29 protein-coding genes and 1 riboswitch are annotated in these 26559 nt (G+C 37.3%); of the genes, 12 read left to right on the top strand and 17 right to left on the bottom strand.

The annotated features are described in order from the left end of the window. Window positions 1–122: 122 nt before the first annotated feature. Both AC6CHV_RS12425 and AC6CHV_RS12420 read right to left on the bottom strand, forming a co-directional pair. Window positions 123–479: a YlbF/YmcA family competence regulator gene (locus AC6CHV_RS12425; RefSeq protein ID WP_341332509.1), complete on the bottom strand. Its 357-nt coding sequence runs from the start codon at window positions 477–479 to the stop codon at window positions 123–125. Between the two features lie 147 nt (window positions 480–626). After that, the gene (locus tag AC6CHV_RS12420; protein WP_341332510.1) at window positions 627–1763 is read right to left on the bottom strand and encodes a DUF445 domain-containing protein; all 1137 of its coding nucleotides are present in this window, start codon (window positions 1761–1763) and stop codon (window positions 627–629) included. Between the two features lie 406 nt (window positions 1764–2169). On the opposite strand from AC6CHV_RS12420, the gene AC6CHV_RS12415 reads away from it, so the two are divergent. From AC6CHV_RS12415 to AC6CHV_RS12380, 8 genes are all read left to right on the top strand, one after another. Further along, a complete protein-coding gene (locus AC6CHV_RS12415) occupies window positions 2170–3546 on the top strand; it encodes a YheC/YheD family endospore coat-associated protein (protein ID WP_341332511.1) in 1377 nt (458 codons plus the stop codon). Window positions 3547–3564: 18 nt separating this feature from the next. Next, window positions 3565–4626 carry a YheC/YheD family endospore coat-associated protein gene (locus AC6CHV_RS12410; protein WP_341332512.1) on the top strand — a complete coding sequence of 354 codons (1062 nt, stop codon included), beginning with the start codon at window positions 3565–3567 and terminating at the stop codon, window positions 4624–4626. Between the two features lie 139 nt (window positions 4627–4765). Next, window positions 4766–6124 carry a YheC/YheD family endospore coat-associated protein gene (locus AC6CHV_RS12405; RefSeq protein ID WP_341332513.1) on the top strand — a complete coding sequence of 453 codons (1359 nt, stop codon included), beginning with the start codon at window positions 4766–4768 and terminating at the stop codon, window positions 6122–6124. Continuing rightward, complete coding sequence (locus AC6CHV_RS12400; protein ID WP_440274083.1) at window positions 6121–7305, top strand: YheC/YheD family endospore coat-associated protein; 1185 nt, start codon at window positions 6121–6123, stop codon at window positions 7303–7305. Before AC6CHV_RS12405 ends, AC6CHV_RS12400 begins: the two co-directional genes overlap by 4 nt. A gap of 55 nt (window positions 7306–7360) precedes the next feature. Further along, entirely contained in the window at window positions 7361–7573 is a 213-nt protein-coding gene (locus AC6CHV_RS12395) for a DUF5342 family protein (protein ID WP_121447110.1), read from the top strand. A gap of 375 nt (window positions 7574–7948) precedes the next feature. After that, on the top strand, window positions 7949–8134 hold the full coding sequence (locus AC6CHV_RS12390; protein ID WP_341332515.1) for a hypothetical protein: 186 nt from the start codon (window positions 7949–7951) through the stop codon (window positions 8132–8134). A gap of 73 nt (window positions 8135–8207) precedes the next feature. Next, window positions 8208–9116 carry a PucR family transcriptional regulator gene (locus AC6CHV_RS12385; RefSeq protein WP_440274084.1) on the top strand — a complete coding sequence of 303 codons (909 nt, stop codon included), beginning with the start codon at window positions 8208–8210 and terminating at the stop codon, window positions 9114–9116. A gap of 109 nt (window positions 9117–9225) precedes the next feature. Beyond that, window positions 9226–10323 (top strand): sn-glycerol-3-phosphate ABC transporter ATP-binding protein UgpC, encoded by a 1098-nt coding sequence (locus tag AC6CHV_RS12380; RefSeq protein WP_121447113.1) that lies wholly within the window; start codon window positions 9226–9228, stop codon window positions 10321–10323. A 56-nt stretch (window positions 10324–10379) separates the two neighbouring features. Here AC6CHV_RS12380 and AC6CHV_RS12375 read toward each other — a convergent pair whose 3' ends face one another. Then, window positions 10380–10622, bottom strand: coding sequence for a hypothetical protein (locus tag AC6CHV_RS12375; RefSeq protein ID WP_440274085.1), 243 nt, complete (start codon window positions 10620–10622; stop codon window positions 10380–10382). A 289-nt stretch (window positions 10623–10911) separates the two neighbouring features. Between AC6CHV_RS12375 and AC6CHV_RS12370 the strand changes: the two genes are divergently transcribed. The 3 genes from AC6CHV_RS12370 (at window position 10912) to AC6CHV_RS12360 (ending at window position 11904) form a co-directional block, all read left to right on the top strand. Further along, window positions 10912–11121 carry an alpha/beta-type small acid-soluble spore protein gene (locus AC6CHV_RS12370; protein WP_010283556.1) on the top strand — a complete coding sequence of 70 codons (210 nt, stop codon included), beginning with the start codon at window positions 10912–10914 and terminating at the stop codon, window positions 11119–11121. 144 nt (window positions 11122–11265) lie between these two features. Continuing rightward, complete coding sequence (locus tag AC6CHV_RS12365) at window positions 11266–11484, top strand: DUF4025 domain-containing protein (RefSeq protein ID WP_121447115.1); 219 nt, start codon at window positions 11266–11268, stop codon at window positions 11482–11484. Window positions 11485–11514: 30 nt separating this feature from the next. After that, window positions 11515–11904 carry a hypothetical protein gene (locus AC6CHV_RS12360; RefSeq protein WP_341332518.1) on the top strand — a complete coding sequence of 130 codons (390 nt, stop codon included), beginning with the start codon at window positions 11515–11517 and terminating at the stop codon, window positions 11902–11904. 67 nt (window positions 11905–11971) lie between these two features. Here the strand turns inward: AC6CHV_RS12360 and AC6CHV_RS12355 are convergent, their stop codons facing one another. Next, complete coding sequence (locus AC6CHV_RS12355) at window positions 11972–13240, bottom strand: hemolysin family protein (RefSeq protein WP_341332519.1); 1269 nt, start codon at window positions 13238–13240, stop codon at window positions 11972–11974. 573 nt (window positions 13241–13813) lie between these two features. On the opposite strand from AC6CHV_RS12355, the gene AC6CHV_RS12350 reads away from it, so the two are divergent. Beyond that, entirely contained in the window at window positions 13814–14197 is a 384-nt protein-coding gene (locus AC6CHV_RS12350; RefSeq protein WP_341332520.1) for a globin domain-containing protein, read from the top strand. A 308-nt stretch (window positions 14198–14505) separates the two neighbouring features. Here AC6CHV_RS12350 and AC6CHV_RS12345 read toward each other — a convergent pair whose 3' ends face one another. From AC6CHV_RS12345 to sigY, 13 genes are all read right to left on the bottom strand, one after another. Beyond that, a complete protein-coding gene (locus AC6CHV_RS12345; RefSeq protein ID WP_498078971.1) occupies window positions 14506–16521 on the bottom strand; it encodes an ABC transporter transmembrane domain-containing protein in 2016 nt (671 codons plus the stop codon). Next, entirely contained in the window at window positions 16518–18275 is a 1758-nt protein-coding gene (locus AC6CHV_RS12340; protein ID WP_498078970.1) for an ABC transporter transmembrane domain-containing protein, read from the bottom strand. The genes AC6CHV_RS12345 and AC6CHV_RS12340 overlap by 4 nt, the downstream gene beginning before the upstream one ends. Window positions 18276–18305: 30 nt before the next feature. After that, window positions 18306–18482, bottom strand: a complete 177-nt coding sequence (locus AC6CHV_RS12335; RefSeq protein ID WP_341332523.1) for a hypothetical protein — start codon at window positions 18480–18482, stop codon at window positions 18306–18308. Between the two features lie 534 nt (window positions 18483–19016). Continuing rightward, window positions 19017–20036 (bottom strand): thiazole biosynthesis adenylyltransferase ThiF, encoded by a 1020-nt coding sequence (locus AC6CHV_RS12330; RefSeq protein WP_341332524.1) that lies wholly within the window; start codon window positions 20034–20036, stop codon window positions 19017–19019. 105 nt (window positions 20037–20141) lie between these two features. Then, on the bottom strand, window positions 20142–20912 hold the full coding sequence (locus tag AC6CHV_RS12325) for an energy-coupling factor transporter transmembrane component T family protein (protein ID WP_341332525.1): 771 nt from the start codon (window positions 20910–20912) through the stop codon (window positions 20142–20144). A 20-nt stretch (window positions 20913–20932) separates the two neighbouring features. Continuing rightward, window positions 20933–22396, bottom strand: coding sequence for an ABC transporter ATP-binding protein (locus AC6CHV_RS12320; protein ID WP_341332526.1), 1464 nt, complete (start codon window positions 22394–22396; stop codon window positions 20933–20935). A 13-nt stretch (window positions 22397–22409) separates the two neighbouring features. Further along, window positions 22410–22994, bottom strand: a complete 585-nt coding sequence (locus AC6CHV_RS12315) for an ECF transporter S component (protein WP_341332527.1) — start codon at window positions 22992–22994, stop codon at window positions 22410–22412. Window positions 22995–23019: 25 nt separating this feature from the next. Continuing rightward, window positions 23020–23700: a thiaminase II gene (gene tenA, locus AC6CHV_RS12310; protein ID WP_341332528.1), complete on the bottom strand. Its 681-nt coding sequence runs from the start codon at window positions 23698–23700 to the stop codon at window positions 23020–23022. Between the two features lie 99 nt (window positions 23701–23799). After that, window positions 23800–23963: riboswitch (TPP riboswitch) on the bottom strand. A gap of 78 nt (window positions 23964–24041) precedes the next feature. Further along, window positions 24042–24356 carry a heavy metal-binding domain-containing protein gene (locus AC6CHV_RS12305; RefSeq protein ID WP_121447125.1) on the bottom strand — a complete coding sequence of 105 codons (315 nt, stop codon included), beginning with the start codon at window positions 24354–24356 and terminating at the stop codon, window positions 24042–24044. Next, on the bottom strand, window positions 24337–24546 hold the full coding sequence (locus AC6CHV_RS12300; RefSeq protein ID WP_257215761.1) for a hypothetical protein: 210 nt from the start codon (window positions 24544–24546) through the stop codon (window positions 24337–24339). Before AC6CHV_RS12300 ends, AC6CHV_RS12305 begins: the two co-directional genes overlap by 20 nt. Next, window positions 24543–24746: a sigmaY antisigma factor component gene (locus tag AC6CHV_RS12295; RefSeq protein ID WP_121447126.1), complete on the bottom strand. Its 204-nt coding sequence runs from the start codon at window positions 24744–24746 to the stop codon at window positions 24543–24545. Before AC6CHV_RS12295 ends, AC6CHV_RS12300 begins: the two co-directional genes overlap by 4 nt. Next, window positions 24733–25092: a YxlC family protein gene (locus AC6CHV_RS12290; protein WP_341332529.1), complete on the bottom strand. Its 360-nt coding sequence runs from the start codon at window positions 25090–25092 to the stop codon at window positions 24733–24735. Before AC6CHV_RS12290 ends, AC6CHV_RS12295 begins: the two co-directional genes overlap by 14 nt. Then, window positions 25046–25606, bottom strand: coding sequence for an RNA polymerase sigma factor SigY (gene sigY, locus AC6CHV_RS12285; RefSeq protein WP_341332530.1), 561 nt, complete (start codon window positions 25604–25606; stop codon window positions 25046–25048). Before sigY ends, AC6CHV_RS12290 begins: the two co-directional genes overlap by 47 nt. Window positions 25607–26559 lie beyond the last annotated feature (953 nt).

The following is a 26559-nucleotide window of genomic DNA, read 5'->3' as shown; positions in this document are numbered from 1 at the left end:
GAAACTGATTAGAACAAAAGACTAATATAGAAAAATGGACGACAACATGTGAAACTTAATGTTTCACATATATGAGCAAAAAAAAGAACCCTCACCATATTGGCGTAGGTTCCAAAGAAGTCTTATTGTTGATCCATACTTCCGTATAATTCTTCAAGTGGTTTAAGCATGATTTGATTTAATTCGCCGATAACAACGCTCATTCGCTGCTCTGCTTCCATAAGTTTTGCAATTGTATCATGTTGTTGAACAAGTGCAACTTGTCTCTGAGCCTGTTCTACTTCTTCTTGTGAAATATCTTCACCCATCATTTGTTTTTGTTGAAGGGATAACTGAATATTTCGAAAGCTTTCAAATAATTTCTTCGCACCTTCGTCGTTATTCACTTGATCATATAAATGCTTTAGTTGTTTAAACTCATCACTCTCACGAATCGCCTTTTCAACACCATAAGCAACATCATATAAATTTACACCCATTTTACCTACCTCCTTTATCCAGATTTATTACGAGCAAAATGGTTCTTTTCCACTATAACAAACATTTCCATATAATTCACCCTCATCTAAAAAATAGAGTGGATATTTTAAGATATTCTATACAGAGCGATTTGCTTATGTTTATGTTTATTGTAGAAACTGTGCAATAATCCCTTGAAGAATTCCAATGATTCCACCTAGAAGTGCTCCTAAATAGGTAATCATCTTGAATTCTCGTTTAGAAATACCTAACACCATTTCCTCTAGTCGCTCTACAGAAAATGTTCCAACCTGATCCTTTACAATTTCCTCGAGCTTTAGGCTTTTCATCATTTTCTCAATACGATTTGCCACAAATTCGCCGGCCATCTCAATCCCTTTAGGAACTATCGTCTCAAGGATTCTTTCTTTGTAAGGTAGTAATACCTCATTTGCAGGAGTTTTAAGATACTTCTTAACAGGGAAGATGTTTAGAGACTGTTCCTTTAGGAATGAAAGAATTTTTTCTGACCCTACCTGCTCAACAATTATATTAACCTCCCAGGATTTTACCTTATTCCACTCTTTTTCAATCAAAGATTGTATAAGCTCCTTTGTCCCCGGGTTTGATAGAAATTTTATAATTTCAGGTTGGATCTTATCTATTAAGCTTGTGTTTCCTAAAAACATTTGTACCATATTTCCAAGCATTCCACGGGTCGATAGGAACTCATCGATCATTCTTTTTAGTCGAAGTTTCCCTTCCTCACTTTCGAAATACTCTATACCTTTTTCGGTTATATATTCCGCGACCGCTGGAAATCTTTTTTCGATAGTTGAAAGTAGCTCCTCAGGAATGACATTGCCTATTTCCTTTTGGCCCATTTCATGTAAAAGACTTTTAAATTTGGTTTCAATAAGGTTAGTTAGTTGCTCCTCTGCACGTTCATCAAGATTATATATCCCAACTTGTCCAGCAATCTCGACTAAATTTTTCTCAGTATCCAGCAGTTTAGAAACCTCTTCTTTCGCCCAACCTTCGATGTTGGCAACAAAACTTTCATCCAGTAATTTTTTCTTTAGACTTTCTGGAGTTAAAAGATGCTCTACCACGGTTCTTCCCATTTGCCTTGCTAACTCATCCCTACGCTTCGGGATTAATCCAGGAGTAAATGGAAGGCGTTTTCCACCAATATAGATGGCTTTATATGGCCGAAATAACATCTTAATGGCCAATGAATTCGTAACTCCTCCAATAATGGCTCCAATCACCATCATTAATACAATCATTAAAAAAACGTTCATACAGATCACCCTTTGTTAACTTAATATCAAATACACCAAGGCGGTATTTGCCCGATTTTTTTAGGCTCACACGCTGTGGGTCAAAAAGACGTTACCAAAGAACTTGGCATTTTTAGTCTTTGATCATATGCTCGGAAAATGTCCTTTTAAAAATCGTGGAATCCGCCGAAGGCTTAACTTTATTCTGCAAGGAATAATTTCCACTATATTGTTTACCCCAAACTATTTCATACCACTTATAGAAATAAAGGACTTCTACTGAATAAAGTTAATTTTTTTTCACAGTTTTTATTGTCTTTTCATACGATACGATATCAGACATTTGCCTATATATTGAAACAAAATTGTTTTTCACCTTATCAATTATAGTGTTTGAACGTCAAGTTACGCAAATGGGGTTATCATGATGACGAAAAAAATTCTTATCGAGGTGATTCCTGTTTCTGACGAGCAGGATTCCTTTTTACAAATAAAAATGAGTGACATCATTATTAAGAAGTTTGGCTTACAAAAGGAACAGACAATTGAATTATACTGTAACAGGAATAGTCTTATGGTAAATATCGTATCTATTAATGAGAGCGAGCCTGTCATTCAATGTCCAACTTTCATATTAAAAGAATTACAGCTTCCTCCTGAGAACTTTTCAATAACGTTATTCAAAAAAGCAAATGACAAACTAGAAATGGGTCCCGTTATCGGGCTATTAACGGAAGCAACAGAAAAAAACAACCAGGTATCATTTGGTTCAATCGGAGAGTTTTGCGAGGAAATTTCACTCTACGCAAGCGAAATCGGAGTGCTTTTCTACGTTTTTACCTTAAATACATTTTATGACCAAAAAGGGTACATCTTTATCGATGGAATATGGAAAAAATCTTCTGTTCCCTACCCTCATGTGGTTCACAATCGGATTCACTCACGCAAGCGAGAGCAACACTCGAGTTTTATCGATTTTACAAATGAACTGCAAATGAACAATATCCCATATTTTAATGATCATTTTCTGAATAAATGGGAAGTACACGAAATGCTATATGATAATGAGCATCTCCATTCATACCTACCTGATACCATGCTTTTAACAAATAAAGATGTTCTCTTTGAAATGCTTGAAAAATATCAATGTGTATTTGTAAAACCGGTCCATGGGAGCCAGGGGAGAAATATTTTTCGGATTCAAAAAACGGATGAAGATACGTATTTTTTAGATTATACAACGTTCTCAGGTGACATCGAGACGGTCCATCAAAGCTTCCCTTCCCTCTTTCAATCTTTATTCTCAAGGCTAAAACAGCATACTTTCATCGTTCAACAATGTATTCCGCTTCTTTCCTATAAAGAAAAGCCATTGGATTTTCGGGTACTTTGTCAAAAACAAGCCAGTGAAAAATGGCAACTAACCTCGATTGTTGCACGTGTATCTTCAAAGGATGAATTTGTTTCAAACCTGGCAAGAGGTGGAGAAATTCAAAAGGTCCACAGCGTCCTTCTCGAAAACTTTGAAATGAAAGAGATTCCGCATATTAAGAGATTAATAAGAGACTTAGCACTTGAAGTTGCTGAAATTATTGATGGAACAGCGGACGGATTATTTGCGGAGTTAGGGATTGACCTTGCTCTCGATGAAACTGGAAAGCCAACAATTATAGAGGTTAATACGAAACCATCAAAAAATCAGGAACAGGATAAATTATCTAACAAAATTCGCCCAAGCGCAAAAGCGCTTCTGCAGCATTGTCTCTTCCTTTCCAACCAACATGATCAATCAAAAATAGGATAAAAGAAAGGGGAGAATCTTGTGATTTCACTGGGATTTGTTACTCTTTATCCGAATCAGGAAAAAGGTTATGCAACGGAACTTGCTAAACGTGCGCCTGAATTCGGGATTCAACTATTCCGATTTACACCAACCTCTATCGAACCAGCCTCTGAAATGATTCAAGGAGAAAAATACAATGAGATTTCACATGCATGGGAAAAAAGCCTGTTTGAACTTCCAACATATTTATATGACCGCTGTTTCTACTCAGATGATGATGTCTCTAAGAAAAGTCAACCAATTATGAACTGGTTAAAAAGGAGGCCGGGCAATCTATTTCTAGGGCAAGGGCTGCCAAATAAATGGGAGATTTATAAAATTTTAAGTCAAGATGAGAAATTATCACCTTATATCCCTTCAACTGAACAAGCACTCTCCGCCTCTTCTATCCTTCGAACCCTAATGAAAAAACATCGACTTATTCTAAAACCAGAAAAAGGGTCGATGGGAAAAGGGATTATTGGTCTCTTTCTTCATCAGGATTATGTTGAAGCGATCTATAAAGATGCAAATCAACTAAAAAAGCAGCAGTTTAAAACAAGAGGGGAATTAAAAAAGTGGCTTGATAGTGTCATTTCTCACCAGCCCTATTTAACTCAAACCTATTTGCCTCTCCATGATGCAGACAACCGACCTTTTGATATTCGAATTCTTCTTCAAAAAAATGCGCAAGGGGTATGGATTGAACAAGGTCGTGGAATCCGCCTAGGATTGCGTGAGCATCTTATCTCAAATTTAGGTGGCGGTGGGGAAACTCATTCCTTTGAGAGTTGGACAGAAAAAATGTCTTTCAATCAAAGGCAATTACTCTCGGATAATATTCATACAATTATTAATAGGTTACCAGATGTTCTTGAAGGACATTTTAATCCCTTATTCGAACTTGGAGTTGATTTAGGTCTTACAAAGGACGGTGCCCTCTGGATATTAGATACAAATTCAAAACCAGGTAGAAAGGTAGTTATAGAAACGAGACCGGAACAAGAAGAAACTCTTTATACAACATTATTACAATATTGCACGTATCTACATTCTAATTAGAATAGCAAAAGGCGCACGCTATTCGCGACAAACATAAGTCGAGCGCTGACAGAAGGTGTCTTTTATCTTCAGAAGCGATTGGCTAGACCAGAGAGCCGTGGCGCATGAGGCTAGACACTTTAAAAAGGAGTTGTAATAAATGCGAACACCGCTTCCAATGAAAATTACGGAACAAGTAACAGGAACCGTGAATATTCCTAAAGCTTTCAAACTAAAAACACCAATCAAGCGTATCTTTTTTGGAACGTCCTCCTGTGAATGTAAGGTCGTTCAAACTGACCAACAGGAAATTAAAATTTCCCAGGATATTTTTAACAACTTAAAAATTCCTTATACAAGTACAACGCAAGTGATTATCCATGAGGATCATCTCTATATTGGTCCTTTGGTCGGAATTTTCACAGCTGGTTTTAGTGAGTCGATGATTCGCCCAATCGGGGAACGAACACTGTTTTTCGCAAAGCTATTGGCCCAAGAAAAAGCTGTCGGAGCATATGTATTTATTTTTGGTGCGAAACATATTGATTGGGATAAGGGTACCATTCATGGACTTTTTCATAGCCATAACGGCTGGGAAACGATTGAAATTCCATTTCCTAATGTTGTCTATGACCGTCTTCCAAACCGACGGACTGAAAAACATAAAACATTAAGTGAAATAAAACAACGTTTACATGATGAATACTTAATTCCATGGTTTAATCCTGGATTTTTTGATAAATGGGAAATCCATCAGTTATTAGAGGGTGATCACCGTGTCGCTACGTATTTACCTGAAACCCATAAAAGTCCGACCTTTTCACTAATTGAACGAATGCTTTCTAAATATCAGCATGTATACATTAAGCCAGCAAATGGAAGTCTTGGTTTAGGTATCTATCAAATTCTGTTTGATCGTGAAACGGATGAATATTATTGCAGATTTCGTGATACGGACGGAAAAAATCGTCTCCAACGTTTTACTTCCATTGAGTCATTTGTTAACACTCATTTCCGTAATAGACGATTGGAACATTATATTGTCCAACAAGGGATTCATTTAATTCGAAGTGATCATAAAACGATTGATTTTCGTATTCATACGAATAAAGATGAAAAAGGAAAATGGCAGGTTAGCGTGATGGCTGGAAAAATTGCAGGTCGCGGCAGTGTGACAACACATTTAAATAATGGTGGCGTGGTCCGAACACTTACTGAAATTTTTCCTGATGCCGAAGAATGCAAAAAAGTCACTGATTCACTAAGCCAGGCAGCCCTTTTATTAAGTGAAGTTATTGATTCTCGACAAAAAGGGCATATAGGGGAACTTGGTTTTGATTTAGGTATTGACAAGAATGGAAGTGTGTGGCTTTTCGAAGCGAATTCAAAGCCGGGGCGTTCGATTTTTTCTCATCCAAAGCTAAGAAAATACGATAAACTATCAAGCAGACTCCCACTACAATACGCTGTTTACTTAACAGAAACGACGATTAAAGCCCCTGAGGAAGTGTTCAGATGAGCACCATTTACTATCACACCGTAAAACAGGAATGGTATCAATGCGAGGAGGAGAATGGGCTTTATATCGGAACGGAAAATACAATCATTTCTTATGTTGGGAGCAGGCAGGAGCATTCGCTCCCTTTTTCTGTTTCGAAAAGTGGAAAGCGTGTTGGACCATTGATTGGGATTCTTACCGGTTCTTCCAAGGACAATTCCTTTGTTGGAAATCTCAAAGATTTAAAAAGAATTCTTTCATCCTTACAGTCCGAAGGGGCCTTAGGAATCGTTATGACACCAAATTCTTTACAGGAACATTCAGTTGAATGCTTTACCTTTTACCAACCCATACAAAAATGGATCAAACTCCGGACACCCCTTCCTGACGTTGTGTATAATCGTGTTCCTTATCGTCACATGGAGAAATCAAAGCATTTTATTGATATCGTTTCTTTTTTTAGAACAAATGGTATTCCCTTTTTTAACCCGTTCTTTTTTTCAAAATGGTCTGTTTATCAAATTTTACGAAAGAATAAATTTGTTTCATCATTTCTTCCGGATACTCTACTTCTTAAACAAGAAAGCGACCTTAAACAAATGATAACAAAACATCAGGATCTCTATATTAAAAGTTCAACTGGTCATAAGGGTATTGGCCTTTACCGAATAAGAAAAAGGAAAAGTCTTTTTATTGTTGAAACACCAAACGAAAAACAAAGCTATTCATCCCTTGCCTCATTTTGGGAGAAAATTGAAGAATCGTTTATACAAGAGGAATATCTATTGCAAAAGGCCATTCAGGCTGACACTTTTAAAGGCAAGCGGTACGACCTACGTCTATTATGTCATTATGACGAAAGTGGGTATATCATTAGCGGTATTGGAGTACGAGTTGCGGGTGAGAATGGGGTAACCACACATGTTCCAAATGGCGGGGCAATCATTCCGTATGAATCGGTATCCAGCCGTTTTAATGAAGCCATTTTACAAAAACTTGTTTTTGAGATTGGAAAAGAGCTTACAGAGCAAATTGACCAATTTATCGGGGAATTCTCAATTGACCTTGGACGTTCCGTTGATGGCGAAATTTATATTTATGAAATCAATTCAAAACCAATGGTATTTGACGAGACTTATATTCGTGAGAAAGGGCTTGAAAATTTAACCAAACTCCTTATAATGAAAGGGACAAAAGTGTAAGCGTATTAAACTGTTTTTACTAATCCTTCAAATACTACCTAAGGAGAACTTATTGATGATCTCACATTTTCAGTGGAAACCTCTTTATCATAGCAGTAAAATTCCTGGCTGGAGTTTTTCTTTCTATTATCAAGGAACGAAATATAATGGAAACTATAATAAGGATGGTAGCATCGATTGGCACGGCAATCATCCTGATTTAAAAGTAATAAATGATATAACCAAACAAATTCATGAATTAATGCTTTTTCATGTTTATGATAATTAACAGGATATTCTATTCACCTCCTTCACAGACTAAGACTACAATTGCGTGTTCAAAAAGGAGGATGAAAAGGACCACGTCGACAAAAACGCCACGGCCTCATGTCTTGTGACACTAGCACGTCCTGTGTGTCGAAGGTTCAAGGCGGTGCAGTTTTGAGTAGCAGAACGTATGTAGTTAATACGTGAGCAGATGTTCTAGCACGTAGGAAAAGTGATTTTCTTTTCCAAGGAACGGAAAAACAAGCCAACGAGCTTCCACAGAATGTGGTGACTTCGACGTTCGACACAGGATGTGTCGGTACTTAGTAGAAGATCCGATATCGATGTGTCATTTTCACCGGACTTTTTGAACATCCGCTATAAAGGAGGTTTTTATATGGAAAACAAAGGAAAAGAGCGCGAAGACCTTCAATATGAAGGTAAAGATGAGGTATTCATGGATGTCGATCGCTTCATAAACGAAGGGATGGCTGGTGGAAGTGTCTATCGCTTTCATGATCAAACCAATATAGAAGAAGCTCGCGATTTTGTAGAGGAAGAACCACCGAAAGAAATTGAATAGCAGTTATACAGACTTTCTCCTTCTGTTATAATGGAAGGAGATTTTTTATGTTCGATATAAGGAGTTATTTTACATGATTGAAAATCTAAAGAATCACTATAAGGATGCGTTTGTAACGTCCGAATCGCCATATAATACAGAGAAATATATGTGGTTTCTAACAGATTCTGGACCTTTGTTTGGGATAAAAAAGGAGCAACTTTCGCCAAAAGAGGCCTCCCTTCTGTCTTCCCTTTTTACACCGTATGGTACACATAAAAATGATATGACGGATACTCAGGCGTTCTGGTATAACCTTTTGTTTTTGCAACAAGGAAACATTTCTTCAAATCAAATGTCTTTTACACAATGCCGATTTATTCAATTCTATGCTGACCAACCTATTACCGACAAACTTGAATTCCAGGAAGCCATACAAGCGCTTTTACCACGGGATACAATCTTCTTATGGGAAAATGACTCGAGTGGGGTTCTAATTGAAACAAGAAATGAAGAAATGATTGAGGAAGTCATTTATGATGAAATTACTGTTACATTAACTAGTGATTTCTATACGGATATGAATTTATTCATTGGACAAACCCATCCCCTCACTGACAATCTCGGTTCGCTTTTTCAAAATGAAAGGGAATGGTTTCGTAAAGGGATGCACTTTTTACATAAACAGAAAGTCTACCGACTTCATGATGTTTTGCCATTTATACTGTTAGAAGGATTGGATAGAAGTTTTCGAAATCAACTTAAAAATATAATTCCCGAGGAACTTCAGGGCGATCATGAATTACTTGAGACAATCAAGGTTTTCTTTGAAAGTGATTTAAACGTATCCAATGCAGCTAAACGTTTATATATGCACCGGAATAGCTTGCAGTATCGTATTGAGAAATTCATCGAAAAGTCGGGAGTCGATATAAAGCATTTTCATGGTGCAGTTACGACGTACTTAGCAATTCTAGAATTAGAGCACTATTCAGATTTGTAGACATGCACGAAAACCCTTTCAAAGTTTTGTGCAATTTATACATTTACGATTTTGACCTCTCTAAAGTAAACTTTAACTATCGAAAACGTTTACACTAGGAGGAGAAACAATGGCTGAATTAGTATTAGACCATATTTACAAAGTATATGACAATAAAGTAACAGCAGTAGAAGATTTTAACCTTCATATTCAAGATAAAGAATTCATCGTATTCGTAGGTCCATCTGGTTGTGGTAAATCTACAACTTTACGTATGATTGCAGGATTAGAAGAAATTTCCCAAGGTGATTTCTTCATTGATGATAAACGTGTGAATGATGTTGCTCCGAAAGACCGTGACATCGCGATGGTATTCCAAAACTATGCATTATATCCACATATGAGTGTATATGATAACATGGCTTTCGGATTAAAGCTTCGTAAGTTCCCTAAAGACGAAATTGATCGTCGTGTGAAAGAAGCAGCAAAAATTCTTGGCCTAGAAGAATACTTAACGCGTAAGCCAAAAGCTTTATCAGGTGGTCAACGTCAGCGTGTTGCGTTAGGCCGTGCGATTGTTCGTGACGCAAAGGTATTCTTAATGGATGAGCCTTTATCAAACCTTGATGCAAAGCTTCGTGTACAAATGCGTGCTGAAATTTCTAAACTTCACCAACGTCTGCAAACAACTACTATTTACGTAACGCATGACCAAACTGAAGCGATGACAATGGCTACTCGTCTTGTTGTTATGAAAGATGGTATTATTCAACAAGTCGGTGCACCAAAAGATGTTTATGATAACCCTGAAAACGTATTCGTTGCTGGTTTCATTGGATCCCCTGCGATGAACTTCTTCCCAGGTACTTTAAAAGATGGTACATTTACCATCGGCAATGTAAACATTGCTGTTCCTGAAGGTAAAATGAAAGTTCTTCGTGAGCAAGGCTATGTAAACAAAGACATCATCCTTGGTATTCGTCCTGAGGACATCCATGATGAGCCTGTATTCATCGAGTCTTCTCAAGGATCTAAAATTAATGCACTTATTGAAGTATCTGAATTAACTGGTGCAGAAACAATGCTTTATTCACAACTTGGGAATACGGATTTCGTTGCACGTGTAGATTCTCGTACACAAGCAAAACCAGGTGAAACAATCGAACTTGCATTTGATATGAACAAATGCCATTTCTTCGATGCTGAGTCAGAAAAAAGAATTCGCTAATTTGAAAATAGAAAGTCGCCCACTTGGGCGACTTTTTTTACATTCATGCAGATTTGCTATTCTTTAATTAGGATCGTTTCTTGGTTGTTACAGTTTGGACAATAAAACAAATGAGCACATTCATTATTTTGTAAAGTTGTCTCTATCCCATCTATTTTCTTCATGGAATCTATCTGCATATAAGCACTGTAGGGACCAAAATAATCAATAATACGTCCTGAATCCTCTAAGGAATTCCCACATTGTGCACATGAGAAGCTAGCATTGTTAAAGCCATTACATAATGGACAAATTGGCATGGTCTTCTCTCCTATATTCTTAATTACTTACCGATAGTTTTTGACGAAACAATACTGTTATGCTTTCTTTTTCATAGGAATTATTTGGTAGATAAATTCTAGAATATATTCTTCTCTTCGTCACATAATACTTAGTACAAACACAGCAACAGCAACTCACCAAGCAACACCGAAACATCTTTAAACAGTTTTTACTCGGGTTAGCCTAGAGGCTAAGGAAACCCTTATATCTGGTGCAATTCCGGAGTAACCCACCAAATAAAAATCAGTTTAAGGAGATGAAGGAAAAATGGCAAACAACAATAGCAACAACAGTAACCAATTATTAGTACCAGGTGCAGAACAAGCTATCGACCAAATGAAGTATGAAATTGCTCAAGAATTTGGTGTTAACTTAGGTGCTGACACTACATCTCGCGCAAACGGATCAGTTGGTGGAGAAATTACAAAACGTTTAGTATCTTTCGCTCAACAATCTATGAGTGGTCGTCAAGGTTAATAAAAAATTAAATATTATGGCTTAAGAGGCACCCTTTAAGGGTGTCTCTTGTTTTATATAAGGTTTCCAACTTTTGACTTGATTTATTAAATATTGTTGTTGAGATACTAAGAAAGAAGATATTATTTTTAGGAGGAATTCGCTTTGAAGGATAACGTACAAAACAATACGAATGAATTAGCTGCAAGACATTATCAACCAGAAGATTACGGTAAGAATGATCAATTATCACAAGGATTAGCTACAACACATGAACAAGTAAGTGATTCTTATATGGAAGGCGAGATTACAGCCCCTTACAATAGCACGAATGAAAAAAAGGCTGAATCATCAAATGAAGGCTATCAGGATTACTACTCATAAGACTAGAAATCCCTATAGGAGAGATCCACATTGAGTGAAGTAAATCAAATTATTCGAGACATAACAACAAAGGCTAAAGATACATTGACAACAACATCACAAATGGTAAAAGAAAAAATAAACACTGTTTTGAATCGGCCAATGTCAACGATAGATGAACTTGCCAAGTATATTTCTACGCACCCAGACACCCGTTTTGATGTCAAAGAATTTCTTGGATTCCAGTATCATTTTTATCATCTAGAAATTGCAGATACTACCTTTTATCTAGAGACAAAAGGTGATCATGGCGACTACATTCTTGACCTTGCCGTGACTTCACCTGAAGGTACACTTTTTGAATATCACTCGTTTGAGAAGAAATATGGCGTTGATGACAAAGTCCCCATCCCACAGACTGTGGCTAGTATTATCCAATAAAGTACAAAGGGACGGTTCTACAGGTTTCCACTTTTATGAAAACCAGAAGAACCGTCCCCTGAATATGTTAATTTTCGATATCTAATATAGGTTGATTTACTTCTACGAAAGCCTTTCTAATCCTGCGGTTTTCAACCTCAGTAACTTTTATTGTGAGATGCAAATAGTCAAACGTATCTCCGACAACTGGAATTTTTTCAAATGATTCAAAAATCCAACCACCTACTGAATAGTGTGAGCTTTCAGGCTCCTCAATTCCAATGATATCGGAAAAATCGTCAAGTGGCATATCTGCATTTATTTCATAAGTATTTTCATCTATTTGTGTAAAATATTTAATCTTTTCATCATGTTCATCCCAAATTTCTCCAACAATTTCCTCTATAATGTCCTCTAGCGTAATTAAACCGGAGGTACCACCAAATTCATCCACAACAATTGCTAGATGTGTTTTACTTTTTTGAAGTTCAGGTAGTAGTGTAGAAATTTTCATCGATTCAACAACAAAGAATGGTTTGCGAATAATTGAACGGATATTAATGTTCTTTTGTTGAACAAGAAGACTTAAAAATTCACGTTCTGATAAAATTCCAATTATATTATCTATGTTGTCCTCATAAACCGGTACACGTGAAAAGCGTTCCTCTAAGAACATATCTCTAATATTTTCTATCGAATCATTGACTTCAACGGCAATCATGTCAATGCGGGGTGTCAATATTTCTCCGACTAAAATATCATTAAAGTCGAGTGATCGATGCACTAATTCTTTTTCTTTATTGTCAATAACTCCTTCTTCCTCACTTAAATCAACCATTACTTTGATTTCTTCTTCTGTAAAGGACGGAGTCTCATTATTACTTTTGATGAGTTTAGCTGCCAATGCTTTTAATAGTCCAAATAAATATGTAATTGGTGTCAGAATTTTCATTAATGTAAATAATATACCGGAGACTCTTAATGAGAAGCTTTCCGCATTTTCTTTTGCAAATGATTTTGGAAGAACCTCCCCAAATATTAAAATAAGTAATGTCATCACAAATGTACTGATAACAAGTCCCGTATTCCCACCAAAGAGATCGGTTGCTACTTTTGAGGCGATTGATGCAGCAGCAATATTTACGATATTATTTCCAACTAAAATTGTTGAAAGGGCGTTATCAAAGTTCTCCGTAATAAAAAATGCTTTCTTACTTCCGCGTCGCTTTTCATCCACATAATTCTTCAGTCTTATTCGATTAACACTTGAATAAGCCGTTTCACTTGCTGAGAAAAACGCTGATAACATGATAAGAATGAGTAACAAAATAATGGTACTCAGTGGCAAATCGTCCACGTAATTTTCACACTCCTAATTGTAATTACCTTTGTATTTGTTTAAGATAAAACAAAGGTATTTGTTAAATGATAATACAAATTCTTCCGGTTATTTTTATAATAGCAAACATTCTTTTATATGGGAATCATTATATCTAATCAAATTCGCCTTGGCGTATTTGCGCCCGATTTTAGTCCCACAGGAAGTGGGTCATAAAGACGTTGCCACAGGATGTGGCGTTTTTAGTCTTTGAACTTACTGCGAGATACAGTGAAACTTCAATCGGTGAAATTTTTTCTACCGATTGTTAGTTGAACCAATCGGGCATTTACTGGTATTTGCCCTCCATGAGGGCTTAGTACCAGTAAATGCGGGAAAAATTACCTTTGAAAAATCGTGGCATCCGCCGGAGGCTCTAACTTTATTCAGTCTAGGTTTAAACACTCAACTGAATTGTTAAGTTTTTTGCATTAATACTTTCCTATATAAGTAGGAGCTTAACTGAATAAAGTCAGTTGTGATTCAAATCACACCATTGTGTTTTTAGTATTGATATAGTACTAATAAAGAAAAATTAGCGGCGGTGATAATATGGACTTCAGACTTAATACATTATATGAAGAGATTGGTGGCGCAGAAGCCATTCATGATTTAGTCAATGCATTTTATCCAAAGGTTTATGCAGATCCAGATTTAGCTCCTTTATTCGAAGGGGATATTGAAGAAATTAAACGTAAGCAATATATGTTCTTAACCCAGTTTCTAGGTGGACCAACATTGTATAGTAATGAATTTGGACCTCCAGCCATGAGATATCGTCATATGCCTTTTGAAATCACACCAACTCGAGCAAATGCTTGGCTACGTTGCATGAAAGAAGCATTCGAGGAAACAGAACTTACCGGTGAGGTAGCAGATGCCTTCTATGCTAGACTTCAACAAGTAGCGGGCATCATGGTAAATACACCAGACTAAAAAGAAAAATGGAAGGCGCGCGGCTTTAGTAGGGAAGCTTAAGTCAAGCGCTGACATATTGTGCCTTTTTTTCTTCCAAACAAAAAAATCCACGAAAACCGTGGATTTTTTTATGATTCAATCAATATTGCACCGATAAAGAATACTAAAACTAATGCTGCAGCAATATTAAATGTAATTGATAATTCTTCCATATTGACTCCCCCATTATCTTTAGATGATTTTATAGTATCATCTAATGTGGAAAAGTCAGGCTTATTTTATGGCGGATTCTTGTCAAAGGAATGAACATTTTCTGACTCCTTTTCTTAGCCAGCAATTGAATTTTTACCTTGCTGCAGTTGATACATTTGATAGTACTTCCCTTTCCTTTGCATCAGTTCATCATGGTTTCCTTGCTCAACGATTTGGCCTCGATCAAGTACGAGAATTTGATCCGCATTTTTTATCGTCGACAAGCGATGAGCAATAATGAAGGTTGTTCGTCCCTTCTTTAATACCTCTAACGCATCTTGGATAATTGCCTCTGTTTCAGTATCAATACTTGCCGTGGCTTCATCAAGAATGAGGATTGCAGGGTCGAAGGCAAGTGCTCGCGCGAAGGAAATAAGCTGTCTTTGTCCTGATGACAATGTACTTCCTTTCTCGATCACAGGCTCATCGTATCCTTTAGGCAAGCTTTTCAGCAGTTGGTCTGCCCCAACATCCTTCAATGCCTTTTCAACCTTTTCTCTTGATATTGAAGGGTCATCTAGACTCACATTCGTTGCAATCGTACCAGTAAAAAGGTAAGGATCCTGCAACACAATTCCCATGTGCTTACGCAGTTGCTGTTTCGGAATATCATTTATATTTTTCCCGTCAATCAATATTTGTCCATCCTTAATATCATAAAAGCGGAACAGTAAATTCATGATTGAGCTCTTTCCAGAACCTGTATGACCAACAAGCGCTACGGTCTCTCCTTGCATTGCTTCAAAGGAGATATCTTTTAAAACATATTCCCCTTCTTTGTAACCAAAATTAACATGATTAAACTCAACATTTCCTTTGTAGCGAGGTAGTTTCTCCTCATTTACATCGACACCTTCTAAGTCGAGAAGCGTAAAGACCCGTTCACCCGCTACTAATGATTGTTCTAAAATCGCCAATTGGTTGACCATTCCAGTAATTGGCTGAAAGAGTCGATTCAAATAATCAACAAAAGCATATAAGACACCTAAAGAAATAACGCTGTTTGCAGACAAAGATGCTCCTCCAAAATACCAGATTAATGCTACGAATGATACATTTCGGAGAACCCCAACAAGATTGAAAGAAGTTAAAGCGTTTAAACTTAGTAGCTTATTTTGATAAGAAAAATGTTTCTCATTAAGCTCTTCAAATTCCTTTCGGGATTCTTCCTGCCTTTTAAATGCCTGGATAATAGTCATCCCTTGAATGGATTCGTTGATCATTCCATTGATTTCACTTAACAGTGAGCGAATCTTATGATTATACTTTGAAGCATATTTCCGGTAGACCTTAATCCAAATAACTAAGATTGGAACAAGGATTAAACAAATTAGAGCAAGCTTTACCTCTAATAAAAATAACGCGATAAATATCCCAGTGATGTAAATAATACTTGAGAAAAAATTAGCTAAAACAGTTACATACAGTTCTCGTATTGCTTCCGTATCATTTGTGATTCTTGAAACCACTTTACCAGCTGGCAATTTATCAAAATACTGTATCGGTAACCGCTGTATTTGCGCAAATACATCCTGGCGCATCTTTTGAATAATACGATTTGAGGATGTCTGCAATAAAAAGCGTTGCCCAAAGTGAAAAATGGATGCAACTACTAAGAGACCGAAATAGGCCACAATTAATTTAATGAGCTTTGGAATCTCAGGTCGATAAAATGCGAACAACTCATCAACGGATAATTTTGATGCAGGGTATACTAGTGTTTCACCATTTCTTCTAATTTCAAGATTCCCGTTTTTTACTGTTCGTTCCCCATCAAACTCGATTGGCCTATCCACAAAATAATAAGAACGGCCAACCTGTAAAATACGTGATTCGTCACCCTTATCCTCACCCTCTGAGAAATTATCAGAGCGTTTATACCAAGTATTGTTGTATTCTACAGCATCCATGCTTTCAGTCGTTACATACCATTTATTCTCGATTCCCAAAATATGGTCATCTATCATGGTCTTTGCAATGAATGGACCCGTTAATTCAGCTGCTACTGCGAGCGACAGCATTAATAGTGCTGAAATTATCATTTTCTTATAAAGGAGTGCATAAGATACGAGACGTTTTCCTACGTTCATGCTGTCACCCCATTTTCTGTTAGTTCCTCTACCCGTTGTCGGTCAAATTGTTCTTTGTACCAACCGTTCATGGCTAATAGCTGTAAGTGAGTTCCCTCTTCAATTATTCGACCATCCTCTAGTACAACAATCCAATCCGCGTGCTCTACGGCAGATAATCTGTGAGTCGTTATAATAGTTGTTTTACCTGCACGCTCTTTTCGAATATTCTCAATGATTTTAGTTTCAGTTTTCGCATCAACTGCTGATAATGAATCGTCTAAAATAAGAATTTCCGGATTAATGAGTAAAGCACGTGCTATTGAGATTCTTTGCTTTTGCCCACCTGATAACGCTACCCCTTTTTCACCTACAAGGGTCTGCAAACCTTCTGGTAGCATTGTTAAATCTTTGCTAAAAGCTGCAAGTTCAATCGCCTTTTCAAGCTCATCATTTGTTGCATCTTTATTGCCAAATAGGATATTCTCACGAACTGATCGCGAAAATAAAATATGGTCTTGCGGTACATAACCAATCCAACCGTGAAGTGTCTCCATTGGAATGCGGTCAATTGGTGTTCCGGAAATCATAAGTTCTCCTTTGCCAACAGGATACTCACGAAGCAACTGCTTTACAAATGTTGTCTTCCCGCTTCCTGTTTTACCTACAACCCCTAAAGTGCCCCCCTTATTTATAGTAAGATTAACATCTTCAAGGTTTTTCACTGTTGATGTAGGGTATTGGAAAGTCACCTTATGAAATTCGATTTGTTCAGGCAACTTGATTTCTATTGTATTTTTGTGATTTGCAACATCTGGCTGATAGGCTAGTGTTTCATTCACACGGTCGAGTGATGCATTTCCCCGCTGCATGATGTTGATGAGTTCACCAATTGCTAACATCGGCCAAATCATCATTCCAAGATATACGTTGAAAGAAACCAGTTCCCCAAGGGTAATTACATTATGAAATACGAGATAGGCCCCATATCCAAGGCCAATTAAATAACTTAATCCCACCAATATCTTCATTGTTGGATCAAACAAAGCATCAATTTTTGCTACCTTAATATTTTTTCGAAAAACATCTTCAGTCAAATGACTGAAACGTTGTTCATCCGCCTTTTCTTGGACATACGCACGAATTACACGAATTCCTGCAATCGATTCGAGTACTTGGTCATTCAAGGTCCCGAATGAGTCCTGTGCTTCCATAAACCGTTGATGAATTTTCTTTCCGTAAATATTCATAATGATCGCCATAATCGGAAGAGGAATCAGTGCAGCAAATGTTAGCTTCCAGCTTATTAAAAATCCCATCGTAAGAAGAATGGTCAGCATAAATATACTGGAATCGACTAAAGTTAAAATCCCAAACCCGGCTGTTTGAGAAACAGATTTTAAGTCATTCGTTGCACGAGCCATCAAATCACCGGTTCGATTTTTCTCATAAAAACTAGGCTTCATGATTAGCAAATGCCTCATAAATCGCCCTCTCAAGATTCTCTCAACGAGATAGGCACCGCCAAATAATTGATACATCCAAATATAAGTGATTCCGTAAATAACAATTGCTAAAGCTGCTAAGAATAATAGATATTGGACTATTTTTTCTGAGGTTAGTGTTCCGATATGAATTTCATCAATCGCAAGACCTATTATCTTTGGAGGTATGATTTCTAAAATACCTACTATTGTTAACAATATAATTGCAACAGTGTATCTTTTCCAATATTGTTTAAAAAACCATCTTAATTTTCCTAAAACTGAAAACATATGTGTCCTCTCCCTTCACGTTCCACTGTTCTAACCGCTTTCTGGATCTCCGACATATTTCAATGCAATAATCACATTCATTTCAACTTCCTCCCTTAGTTGTTGTTCAAAAAGTGCGGTGAATATGACGCTTCGAATTTCTGCAAACATTTCTCCGAGAACATGGTAATAACTAGGACATGCGCTTGCGTCTGCTAGTTTATTCACGAAGTCAATTCCTCAGCGTAAGGCTGCATGGATGTTAACTCAAGCAGTTGCCTCGCTCCGGTACTCGGGTGCTCGCGTCGCCTTGAAATTTCGACGCACAGGACGTGCTAGTGTCGACAAGACATGAGGCCGTGGCGTTTTTGTCGACGCGGTCCTCTTCATCCTCCTTTTGAACACTTATTCTTTTTGTATTTTTATAGTAAACAACCTTGAGGTTGTTGTACCCAAAAAGACGCAAAAAGGGCATACCGGCGCAAGCGCGATATGCCCTAAAAAGCACATAAAAACACACGTCCGCATAGCGTGACCTGTGTATCCTTTGTGTAGATGTTAATTTTGATAGTCGTGGACTATCAATCTATATTTACAATAGGAAGGGTCACGAATTGTATAAAGTTAATTGGATAAATCTTTTGCTTTTTCATTTCGTTACCCTCCCTTCCATTTTGTAGTAATCTTAATACTTTGTTAGATTACCATCATGGACATGTTATTGTCAATCACTAGTTTTTCGACAAGTTCCTCAATTTGAAATTATCCCAAATATCGATGGTAAAGGCTTTTAGCCTCTAATAAATCCTTTGTTCCATGGATGAGAACACGCCCATCTTTGAAAATGACCATTCGGTTTTGTCCTTTTTGAAAGGATAGTAAGTATGGGTTTCTTTCGACCTTGCCACCTTGGGTGGATAAAAGCTCCGCAAGTGAATCTAAATCTCTTTCGATTTTTTCACTAGGCCGTATTTGAACAGAATCTCGTCCACATAAAACAGCTGACTTTGTTTGATTCTCATAGGATAAAAAAGGATAGGTTGGATTTGTTCCACAGGAAAGACAGCTTTCCTTTTTCACACGATCAACCTTAATCGCGGTATGTTGATTTTTCCATAAATCAAACGAAACCAATTTACTGCGTAATGCATCGTAATCCTCAACCAATATTTTTAAAGCTTCGGTTACCTGATAGGCTACCACCATCTGTACAGCTGGACTAATAATTCCCACCGTATCACATGTTAGTCCACCCATGGGTACAGTTTCTAAGAGGCAATGCAGACATGGTGTTTGACCAGGAAGAATAGCATAGCTAATTCCATAGCTCCCAACGCATGCCCCGTAAATCCAAGGAATCTTATACTTTTGTGAAGCATCATTTAAGAGCATTCTTATGTCAAAATTATCGGTAGCATCGATTATTAAATCAACATGATCAATGATATTTTCAATCTCTTGAATGGAAACATCCATGACATGAGCCCGGATATCGACCTCTGAATTTATTTTTTCTAAGCGTTGTTTTGCTGCAACAGCTTTTGGTAAACGATTTGCCGCATCTTCTTCACTATATAATTGCTGTCTTTGTAAATTTGTCCATTCTACATAATCACGGTCTACAATTGTTAACTTTCCAATTCCAGCTCGAACCAGTCCCTCAGCACTGCCCGTACCTAGTGCACCAGCACCTACAATTAACACATGCTTACTTCTAATCTTCTTTTGTCCTTCCAATCCAATTGGAGTAAATAACTCTTGGCGAGAATAGCGTTCAGTCACCCCACATCAATCCTTCCTTCAAACTCCTAAATCCCAAAATATCTTATTCCTTAACTTAAAATTATCGTAACACATCTAGTTCCCTTCCATGAAGTAACCGGACTCCTAAATCAAAAATAATGGACTGGAGAGATAGTAACCAAGACTTACCATAATCACGAAATATAGAATAAAAACCAAATCATACTTTGAAAGAGTCAGTTCATAATAGAATGTACGATTATTATGATTCGAAAAGCGCTTTGCCTCCATAGCAACTGCTATCCGATGTGCTCGCCTAATACTTTGTGATAATAACGGAATAGAATATGCTTTTAGTTTAATAAAGATAGAGCGAATCCCTTTTTGGTGTTCAATCCCACGAACGCGCAATGCATTTTGAATCGTTTGGAACTCTTCTATCATAATGGGAATCAACCGTAATCCAGCCATAAAGCTATATGCATATTTAGGCGGCAACTTTAGCTGCTGCATCAACGAATAAAAAAGAAAAACAGGCCGTGTCGTTAAAGCGAACGTTAAGCCTAGACCTGCAAATATAATTCCTCTAAAACCAACAACTAACCCTTTATAAATGCTTTCCTCGGAGATTGTTATAAGTCCCCACTTAAAAAGTACCGTCTCTCCTTTACCAAATAGAATCATAGATGATGAGGTTGAGAGAAAAATAAGCAAAAATGGCAAAGTAATAAGAATGATTCGTTTAAATGAATGTCCTGTGAATCCAAAGAATAAGATAAAAACGACCAATGAAATATGAATAAGAAGCTGAAGAGTATCAATGAATAATACTGCAATACATAAACTGATTAGTACGAATAGCTTTATACTTGGATTTATTCGATGTAGCCATGTATCTTTACTTAAAAGTTCCATGAGTAATTTCCTTTCCCTGTTTACACTCTCAAGAGGCTAAGATTTACTTTCACTTGATTCAACAATTGATCTTTTACTAATCTCCCATTCTCAATGGTCCAACTTCTTGTCGCAAAATACTCTTCAATTTTTTCATCGTGAGTAACCATAATGATTGTCTTGTTCTTTTGTCTATAATTTTCTAGTAAAGTAAGAAGGGCAAACGTATTTTTTGAGTCAAGTCCAAATGTGGGCTCATCTAGTAAAAGTATTTGCTGATCCCTTACAATAGAGGCTGCTACACTTAATCTTCGTTTTTGTCCCATAGATAACTGGTAAGGATGTTTGTTTTGATGTTCTATGAGGTGAAAGATTCGTAGAAGTTCCTCCACGGTCTCAGATATTTCTAGTTCACTTCGTTTATCAATCCTTAACGAATAAGCAATTTCCTCATAAACAGAGTTTGTTACAAATTGAAGCTCCGGGTTTTGAAATACAAATGTCATGGCGTGATCTAGCTTTTTTGAGGTTGTAACTACTTCTCCAAATAATGAATAGTGACCTTTTGTTTGAATGAATTGCATGAGGGAGTGAAGCAGGGTACTTTTCCCAGCACCATTTCTCCCCTTGACCACAATCCACTCTCCTTCCTGAACTTGAACATCGTTAATATATATTTTTTCCTTTTTCTGTCTATATCCCTTAAATTCCTCTAGTCGAATAGATGGGGGATTAAACTCTGCTGTATTAATAGATTGCATCCATTTAAAGTCTTGAACAAAGTGATCCCAGACTCCTGGATACCAAATACCTTGTTCGTTGATGACCGTTTTATAATTAGAAAAAATTTCAGTTTTAGATCCATCTGCAATAATCTCTCCAGCTTCGTTGAAAAGGATTATTCGATCAACAATTGGAAGGACGTGCTCCAGTTTATGCTCTACGATGACCACTGTTTTATCCACCATAACATTTCTTATCACTTCCCAAATTTCCTGTGTCCCAGCTGGATCAAGCATGGATGAAGGCTCATCTAAAAATAATACGTCTGGCTCTAATGCCAATACAGATGCTATGGCTAAACGTTGTTTCATTCCTCCTGACAAGGTTTGGATGTTTGTGTGGATATCTTCCAAATCTAATCCAACTTGCTCTAAAAGACTTTTTATCCGTTCATCCATTTGATCCCTAGGAATTTGTAAATTTTCTAAGACAAATGCAAGTTCCTCATCAACATAAGGCATGCAAAACTGTGAATCAGGATCCTGAAAAACATAGCCCCATGCTTTGGGGATCTGTAACTTATCTACCTTCATTGGTAATTCTATCGAGTTTGGGATAATCCCGCTTAACACTTGAAGAATTGTTGACTTTCCACAACCTGAAGGCCCGAGAATTAATATTTTCTCCCCTTTTTTAATATGGCAAGATAAGTCCTTAAAAAGCAAGGACTTATCTCCAGGAAATGTTAAACGTAGGTATTCTACAAAGGCAATTGATTCCATATTCGATCCCCTTTTATTTTTGATCTAGTGCATCAAAATCACTGCTGGATAGTGGGCGTACAAGTTTTGTTACCCCTGTCATTTCCAAGGCACTAACTAGGTAATAAGCAAAAACACCAGCAAACAAGATGGAACCTACGAATCTAGCAACTAGGAACAAAATGAGATTCCAGGTAGCTAAGTCACCTATTTCTCCATACGCAAAATCCATTATTACTGACCCTAGACAAGAAGCTATTGCTGCCAAGACGACCACAGCAAGATTATATTTTCTATATCGAAAGAGCATAAACACTGCTTCAGCAAACAGCCCCTGTACAACACCGTACAGCAGAACGGTTAGGCCCCATGGAGACCCTAAAATAAATTCACCTGAGGCAGCTGCAATTTCTGCCAGTAATGCAACACCAGGTTTACGAATCACAAGATACGCAACAGTCGCTGCAATAAACCACATTCCATAGATTAACTGATCGGCGTGCAGCCCAATCGGCTTTACAACATAATATAAAGAACCCCAAACAATATAAACAATTCCAAATGCAATGGCGATTACGATCGTAACCAAAATATCAGTTAGTTTTAATCCTTTGCTCATTAATACCTCTCCTCTTCTCCTTCGTTCAGACAGATAGTTTTGATTGAACTGGCCAGTTCTCTAATTTGTACGCCATTTCCCAAAAGGAGTATTCATATTGACTACTAATCATAAAATGTTCCTTCATGCGGTCACGATCCTCTTGCGTCGCTTTTTCTGCCAATTCATTTACTCTATCGATCTGTTCTTCAACTAGTTCTTTAAACCAATCCCCACCATACGCCGCAATCCACTCCTGATAAATCGGCTCTTCTGGTTTGCAACCTTTAAGTCTTTCACCAATTTCATAATATAGCCAATAACATGGTAATAAAGCAGCAATTACATCACCCAAATGACCTGAATATGCGGCTCTATACAAGTGTGATGTATATGCATATGCTGTCGGTGCGGGTTTAAAGTTTTTTCTTTCTTCCTCCGTAATCCCAAGTCTTCCGGAAAAGCTTTTATGCAGCGCTAGTTCGGCCTCGTAAGTTCCTTGAGCGTGAATAGCAAGCCTGTTTGTTGTATGTAAGTCCTCCGCCTTTGCTGCGCCTAAAGATTGCACTTTTGCAAAATGAGTTAAGTAATAGGCATCCTGCATGACATAGTAACGGAAACATTTAATTGGTAATGTACCGTCTCCAATCCCTGTGACAAATGGATGGTCAAAGCTTGCCTCCCAAATATCGTTTGCCTCTTTACGTATTTCTTCTGAAAATAACATGTTCAATTCTCCTCCCTTTACTGTTATTTGCAAAATAAAAAACCACCTTCTTTACCAACGTAAAGAAAGTGGTTTGGATTTAGACAAATAAAAATAAAGAGACCCGTCTACCCACTTCCCTACGCTGGTATCAACCAGATCAGGTTCTAAGGGTCTCAAGGTTATGATAAAACAATCCTCAATCTCAGCCTTCCGGTAAACGATTCAAAGGTATAACACCATTAATACATTTACCTTATTTAAAGGCACCCCTAGTGGAATAATATTATTTATGCAATTTTTCTTATTTCCAATCATAACATGTTGGAAATAATTATCAAGGCTTTTTTAAGTTTTACTAGTTACTCTACATAAACTGCTGTTCCATATGCAATAATTTCAGATGCATTTTGCATAACAGCTGAGGTTTGTAATCGCATCCCGATTACTGCATTTGCTCCTTTTGCTTTTGCATCTTCCACCATTCGACCAATTGCTTTTTGGCGGGCTTCTTCTAGCATTTCAGTATAATCGGAGATCTCTCCTCCAACAATTGTTTTTAATCCAGCCATTATATCTTTACCAATATGCTTTGACTGAACTGTACCTCCTCTTGCAAATCCTTTAAGTTCTTTTACTTCTTTTCCAGGTACAAAATCAGTAGTCACGATAATCATTTTCGTCATCCTCCTCTTTCTCACGTTTTCGTTCCCATACTAATAGGGCAAATAATAGAATAATGGCAACCATGTAAAAGGCATAGAATGTTAGTGCCTTTGAAATATCAATAAACAAAAATACAATTCCTACGATTTGTCCAACAATGGCTATCATTAATACAATATATTTTGCAATATTCCTCATCATTCCCTACCTGCTTTACGTCGATAAATTTTTCTTGCAATAATAAGATAACAAAGAAGGGGCAACGGTGATTGAATTAATCCCCATATTCCCCAAAACCAATAATTATGCCCCCGCTTTCGAGCATCTAAAAACAACCAAAAGCTTTGAATAAGAAGGGCAATCACTGCCACCATAATAAGTAGAGTATCATTCGTATTCATGTACAATCACCTTTTTTCGATAACGAAAGAAGCTATATACTGGAAAGCTAATTGTTGCAATACCTTGAATCACAATAAATGCAAGAGGAAGACGGAAAAATGACGTTATTAAAGCCGTCATGATGAATAATGCAATCAAAATAAATGCGGTCAGTTCTCGTCTAAACTTCTTCTTTTGTTTTTGTTGTGCAGTTGCTACCATTTGTTCAAATACTTGTAGGTCCGGAGTGAAAACCGAGTAATGATGATCTATTTTAGTGAGTGCTTCATTTATATCTTGAATCGTTTCTGGATCCTCTTCAAGTCGTTGTTCGTTTTTTAATAGAGTTAGCTTGTTTTTCTTCATTAGGTCTCAACTCCTTTCTCACTGTATGAATTCCATTATGTATTCTTGATTTAACAGTACCGATGGCGATATGAAGCATATCAGCGATTTCTTCATATGAATATCCATAATAATGTTTGAGAACAATTGGAATCCGAATTTCATCTGAAAGCCTTCCCAGTGCATCAAGAACATCATTCCAATCCTCAGAATGGTTCTCGAATTGCCACTTCATTTTTCGTAATGCTTGCTCCTGTTGATAATTTTGTTCGCGTTTCTTTTTGCGGATAGTGTCTATGTATAAGTTCGTAGCAATTGTTATGAGCCATGAGGAGAATTTTGCTTTACCGTTATACATATTAATTTTTTCCATGCTTTTCATCATTGCCTCTTGTGCGATGTCTTCAGCAATATCAGGTTTCATTGTAACTTTTATTAAATACTTAACTAAAAAAGGATAATGTTCTTTAAAAAGCATTGCAAACGCGAGTGAGTCACCACGCTTTGCACTGCGAATTAGTTCCTTTTCATCCATGCATTGAATTCTCCCCCGAGAAAATTTGTTATTTTTTATTTTTCGCTAATAATACGTATGAAGTCATTAAAAAGTTCACTCTCAGTTAAAAAAATTTATTATATACGTTTTCAACAGTTTAACCCATCCTATAGAAAATTACATTCCCCATTTTGACTCAAAATGGAGTTATCCTCGGATCTTGCCCAAATCATGCTAAATTAGGATTCATGCTTGGAGATTTCTTTTGGCCCTTGCCTGTATCACACCTTTATTCAGACTCATGACTGGGGATTTCCTCCGGCCTTGTCTGAATCACACCTTATTCCGACTCATGCTAGGGGATTTTCTCTGGCATTGTCTGAATCACACCCGCATTCCGACTCATCCTTGGGGATTTCCTATAGACTTGTCTGAATCACACCCGCATTCGGACTCATGCCTAGAGATTTCCTATAGCCTTGTCCGAATCACACCCTTATTCAGACTCATACTTAGTGGTTTCCTCTGGCTTTGTCTGAATCACACCCGCATTCGGACTCATGCCTAGAGATTTCCTATAGACTTGTCCGAATCACACCCTTATTCAGACTCATACTTAGGGGTTTTCTCTGGCATTGTCTGAATCACACTCGCATTCGGACTCATGCCTAGAGATTTCCTATAGCCTTGTCCGAATCACACCCTTATTCAGACTCATGCATGAAGGTTTCCTCTGGCCTTGTCTGAATCACACCCGCATTCAGACTCATGACCGGAAATTCCCTCGGTTGTTGTCTGAATCGTACCATTTTTCAGACTCATGCTTGGAAATTTCCTGTTGCCTTGTCTGAATCACACCCCTTATTCGGTCTCATGCCTAGAGATTTCCTCTGGCCTTGTCCGAATCACACCCTTATTCAGACTCATACTAGGGGATTTTCTCTTGCCTTGTCTGAATCACACCCTTATTCAGACACATGCATGAAGATTTC

The sequence above is a fragment of the Ferdinandcohnia sp. GQ5 genome (assembly GCF_059759275.1).
Note: the sequence above shows the minus strand (reverse complement) of the source record. Positions and strands in the feature narration are given on the sequence as shown.